Raw genomic sequence first — 4,599 nt, forward strand, 5'->3', positions numbered from 1 at the left:
GAGTTCGAAGACAGGCCCTTGGCCCTGACCCTCCCGGGCGCATCAGGGACGCGTACGGAACGGCGGGCGCCGCGTCAGAGCCGCGTCAAGGAGCCGGGGCCGGGCGGTGGCCGGCCGCTTTGCTGGGGTGACGCGGGCGGTCGGCCGGAATCGGCAGGCCGGATTCGAGCGTCCGGGACGGAGAGGCGGGACGGGCCATGGCGGAGACGGGTGCGGGCGCGGACGAGGGCCGGATCGTGGTCGGTGTCAGCGGCTCGCTCGGCAGCCTCGCCGCGCTGCACCACGCGGTGGCCGAGGCCCGGCGCGCGGACGTCGAGGTGCTCGCGGTGCTGTGCTGGACCCCGCCGGGCGAGGAGCTCGGCTACCGTCGAACCCCCTGCCCGACGGTGCTCACCGCAGGTCGGGACGCCGCCGTCGCCCGACTGCGGCAGGCGCTGGACGAGGCCTTCGCCGGACGCTACGCCGGAGTCCGGCTGCGCTGCCAGGCCGTACGGGGCGAGGCCGGACACACCCTGGTGCACTGCGCGGACCGGCCCGGGGACCTGCTGGTGCTCGGCGCGGGCCGGGAACGCGGCCGGCTCTCCCGGCTGATCCGGCCCTCGGTGACCACCTACTGCGTGCGGTACGCGACCTGCCCGGTGCTCACCGTGCCGCGCCCACCGCTGCAGCGGGACCTGGAGGCGCTGGAGCGCGGACACGGCCTGGGTGCGCTCGTCGCGGGGCTCTGAGCCTGGAACTCCTTGGCCCCCAAGCTTCGTGAACCCCAAGCCCGTTACGGCAGTCCGGCCGCGCGGGCGAGGACGGCGGCGGTCCGGCGGCCCGCGTGCAGGGTGTCGGGGTCGGTCGCGGGGAGGCAGCGGGCGGCCTCGAGGTCGTAGACGGTCATCACCACGCCGGCGTGGTCGGTGGGGAGTTCGAGCAGTTCGACCGCCGACATCCGCTGTGCAAGGACATCGTTCAAACGGTGGGTGTACTCGGCCTCCACCACGTCGTCCTTCGTGCCGCACACCAGGAAGACGGGGACGGGGGAGGGGCCCGTGGCGAGGTGGTCGAGCGGGACGTCGCCGGTGGTGGCGGCCGGGCGGCCGTAGGCCGAGGCGATGCCCACGGCGGCGGTCGGGCGCTGCTCGCCGGGGATGGCGGGGATGGCCTGGGTGACCAGGTCGTTGATGCCCCGGTCGGCGGCGACGAGTTCGAAGATCCGCCCGAAGTACCGCTCCAGGCCGGTCCAGGCGTCCTCGGCGGCGAGCGCCTCCTCCCCCGCACCGGCCAGGCCCGCCCCGGCGTCCGCGAAGACCTCGGCGATCAGCGCCTCGCGGGTCGGGAAGTGCCGGTAGAGGGTGGCGTTCCCGACTCCGGCCTCCTTGGCGATCTGGTCCAACGGGACGTCGAGGCCGTGCCGGGAGAACATGTCGCGGGCGGCGGCGAGCAGCAGGTCGCGGTTGCGCTGCGCGTCGCGCCGGAGCCGTCCCGGGGGGTTCGCGCTGCTCGGTGCCATGCCCCGACCCTAGCAACCGCCCGGGCGCCCGGAGTCCAACGGCTCGGCGGCCGGACCGACAACTACCGTGCGCCGCAGTCGAGTCCGGGGTTCCAGGAGGGTCGGAAGGAACACGGCCCCGGCGAGGAGCTCAGGTTCGCCGGGGCCGCAGTCCTGCTGGGAGGGGGTCAGCAGGACTGGTCGATCAGGTAGAACGTGGCGTAGTGGTCGCCGGTGTAGTAGTCCTCCTGGTACGCCTGGCCGGTGATGATCCGGCGGGTACCGCGGGTCGGGGCGCCCGGGGTGATGACGGTGTACTCGTGGTAGTAGCCGTAGGACTCGCTGGGCAGGACGCCCTCCCGGTTCTGGAACACCACGCCGTCCTGGGAGTACGGGAACGGCCCGTCGGAGGCGATCAGGTTGAGGGTGTCGGTGGCCTGCGACGGGAGGGCGGACAGACACACGGTGCCGCTCACGTCGGCGTGCGCGTCGGTGGCGACGGCGACGGGAGCGAGGGTCATCAGGGCAACGGTGGCGACGGCGGCAGCGCGAGACTTCCACGCGCGTAGAGTGCGGGTCATGCCCACCAGTGTGGCGAGCCACCGACAACTCCGGAAGGCCTCCGACAACTGTTAATCGACGAGTAACTCCGCTGTCTCATCAGCGACTTGACCTGTACGAAGGTCTTCACGAGCCCCCTCCCGGAGCCGACCACGAACCGCCCGTACGACCCAAGGGTCGACCGCCGTCGAACAACCGTGAGCGCCGATGTCGGCCTCCTCACACCTTCACGGCACTCCCACAACACCGCGTCGAGGCCGCCTAGAGTGCACGCCGCATAGAGTTGCGGACCATGTCGGGCCGAAACGATCTCTGACGGGGTGGGCATGGGTACGGGCGTGGGTGCGAGCGCGAATTCGGGCAAGGGCACGGGTGCGGGCCCGAGTGCCGGTACGGGCACGTCGCCGACGGCGCACCAGCTGATCGGGCTGCTGGTCGACCCGGGGAGCTTCCGGAGCTGGGACGAGCCGCCGGCCGGACCGCCCGTCGACCCCGGCTACCGCGCCTCGCTCGACCGGGCCCGCGAGCGCACCGGCCTGGACGAGGCCGTCCTCACCGGCCTCGGCCTGATCGACGGCCGACCGGTCGCCCTGGTCGCCTCCGAGTTCGGCTTCCTCGGCGGCTCGATCGGCGTCGCGACCGCGGAGCGGATCACGCACGCCGTCGAGCGGGCCACCGCCGAGCGACTGCCGCTGCTCGCCCTGCCGGTCTCCGGCGGGACGAGGATGCAGGAGGGCTCGGCGGCCTTCCTCTGCATGCTGCGCATCACCTCCGCCGTCGAGGCGCACCGCGCGGCCGGCCTCCCCTACCTCACCTACCTGCGCAACCCGACCATGGGCGGGGTCTTCGCCTCCTGGGGCACGCTCGGCCAGCTGGTCTTCGCGGAGCCGGGCGCCCGGCTCGGTTTCCTCGGGCCGCGCGTGTACGAGGAGCTGCGCGGCGTGGAGCTGCCGCCGGACGTCCAGCGGGCGGAGACGCTGGCCGAGCGGGGCCTGGTGGACGCCGTGGTGGCGCCGCAGGAGCTGCGCGAGCTGGTGCGCCGCACGCTCGCCGTCCTCGCGACGGCCCCCGCCCCGGGCGGCGCCCGCACCGGAGCGCCCACGGCCGGCCTTCGCGCCGACCGGCCCCATGCCGACCGGCCCCATGCCGATCAGCGCGGTGCCGATCAGCCCGACACCGGCCGACCGGCCATCGACCACCCCGACGCCTGGGACGCCGTCCGCCGCACCCGCCGACCCGACCGCCCCGGCACCCGCGAGCTGTTGCGCCGCACCGCCGAGGAGCTGGTGCTGCTGGACGCGCCCGGGGGCCGTGACGGCGCGCTGGTCCGCGCCCTCGCCGTGCTCGGCGGCCGGCCCGTCCTGGTCGTCGGCCAGCAGCGGCAGGGCCCGGAGCACGACCGCCCCTTCACCGCCGCCGACCTGCGGGCCGTCCGGCGCAGCGCGCGGCTGGCCGAGCAGCTGGGGCTGCCGCTGGTCACCGTGGTGGACACGGCCGGGGCCGAGCTGTCCGTCCGGGCCGAGCTGGACGGGATCGCGGTCGAGATCGCGTACTGCCTGACCACCCTGCTCGCGCTGCGCACGCCCGTCCTCGCCGTCCTGCTCGGCCAGGGTTCCGGCGGCGGCGCCCTCGCGCTGCTCCCGGCCGACCGGGTGCTCGCCGCCGGGAACGCCTGGCTGGCGCCGCTGCCGCCGGAGGGCGCCTCGGCGATCGTGCACCGGGACGGCGCGCACGCCGCCGAGCTGGCGCGGTCCCAGGGCATCGGCGCGGACCACCTGGCGCAGGTCGGACTGGTGGACGAGATCGTCCCCGAGCTGCCGGACGCCGCCGAGGAGCCGGAGGCCTTCTGCGCGCGGCTGGGAGCGGCGATCGGGACTGCGCTCGACGCCCTGGTGGCGGCCGACGAGGCGGACCGGCTCGCGGCCCGCGCCGTCCGCCACCGCCGGCTGGGCGACCTGCGCTGACCCGGGGCCTCCGGGCCCGGATCGCGGATGTGGCGCCGGGCACAGATCGTCTGTACCCAAAGTGGCGTCCGTGAGTCTGCGGGTGACGGCCCGCAGGGCCTAAACGGTGAGTGCGCTCACACGCGATCGAAAACCACGACGAGCGGTAGTAACGGCCCGCGCGCCACCCCGTCTGGTCCGTACCAGTGAGCGTCTGCGCAGGTCAGCGCCAGTGCGCGAGCCCCATCCGAGTGCCCCTTCGAATCCACGGAGGGCACCGCCCTTACGACCGGGAGTCGTAACAAGGGGGTCTTGGCGACGGCCGATTCCGTCTGCCAACAATGGCTCTCGTCGCCAGCCACACCGGTTCCTGTCCCTCCGGTGAACGGCTTACCGCCGAGTCGCATTCCCCGACCACAACGGCCCCTGTCCGGCCAAGGTTCTGGGTGGTGCGACTCGACCAACCCGATTGAGGTCCTGTTCTATATGCCCGCTTTCAAGCTCCGTATGCGTACCTCTGCCGCCATCCTCACCGGTGCCGCTGGTCTGACCGCCCTGGGTGCCGCCGTGGTCCCCGCCACCGCCTCCGCCGCCACCTCCGACCCGAAGGCCATCGCC

4 protein-coding genes are annotated in these 4,599 nt (G+C 74.1%); 2 read left to right on the plus strand and 2 right to left on the minus strand.

Annotated elements, in window-relative coordinates; all coding sequences use genetic code 11:
* Window positions 1-197: 197 nt before the first annotated feature.
* Window positions 198-728 (plus strand): universal stress protein, encoded by a 531-nt coding sequence (locus J0670_RS30765; protein WP_207815063.1) that lies wholly within the window; start codon window positions 198-200, stop codon window positions 726-728.
* Between the two features lie 44 nt (window positions 729-772).
* Here J0670_RS30765 and J0670_RS39630 read toward each other — a convergent pair whose 3' ends face one another.
* Together J0670_RS39630 and J0670_RS30775 are read right to left on the minus strand one after the other, a co-directional pair.
* Window positions 773-1,498 carry a helix-turn-helix domain-containing protein gene (locus tag J0670_RS39630; protein ID WP_243437759.1) on the minus strand — a complete coding sequence of 242 codons (726 nt, stop codon included), beginning with the start codon at window positions 1,496-1,498 and terminating at the stop codon, window positions 773-775.
* A gap of 167 nt (window positions 1,499-1,665) precedes the next feature.
* The gene (locus J0670_RS30775) at window positions 1,666-2,058 is read right to left on the minus strand and encodes a ribonuclease (protein ID WP_207815065.1); all 393 of its coding nucleotides are present in this window, start codon (window positions 2,056-2,058) and stop codon (window positions 1,666-1,668) included.
* A 306-nt stretch (window positions 2,059-2,364) separates the two neighbouring features.
* On the opposite strand from J0670_RS30775, the gene J0670_RS30780 reads away from it, so the two are divergent.
* The gene (locus J0670_RS30780; protein ID WP_207815067.1) at window positions 2,365-4,002 is read left to right on the plus strand and encodes a carboxyl transferase domain-containing protein; all 1,638 of its coding nucleotides are present in this window, start codon (window positions 2,365-2,367) and stop codon (window positions 4,000-4,002) included.
* Window positions 4,003-4,599: the final 597 nt, after the last annotated feature.

It is taken from the genome of Streptomyces sp. FH025 (genome assembly GCF_017427025.1).
Classification (GTDB): domain Bacteria; phylum Actinomycetota; class Actinomycetes; order Streptomycetales; family Streptomycetaceae; genus Kitasatospora.

Coding starts and splice junctions, on each gene's coding strand:
- J0670_RS30765 (WP_207815063.1), top strand. CDS start 198: ATGGCGGAGACGGGTGCGGGCGCGGACGAGGGCCGGATCGTGGTCGGT.
- J0670_RS39630 (WP_243437759.1), bottom strand. CDS start 1,498: ATGGCACCGAGCAGCGCGAACCCCCCGGGACGGCTCCGGCGCGACGCG.
- J0670_RS30775 (WP_207815065.1), bottom strand. CDS start 2,058: ATGACCCGCACTCTACGCGCGTGGAAGTCTCGCGCTGCCGCCGTCGCC.
- J0670_RS30780 (WP_207815067.1), top strand. CDS start 2,365: ATGGGTACGGGCGTGGGTGCGAGCGCGAATTCGGGCAAGGGCACGGGT.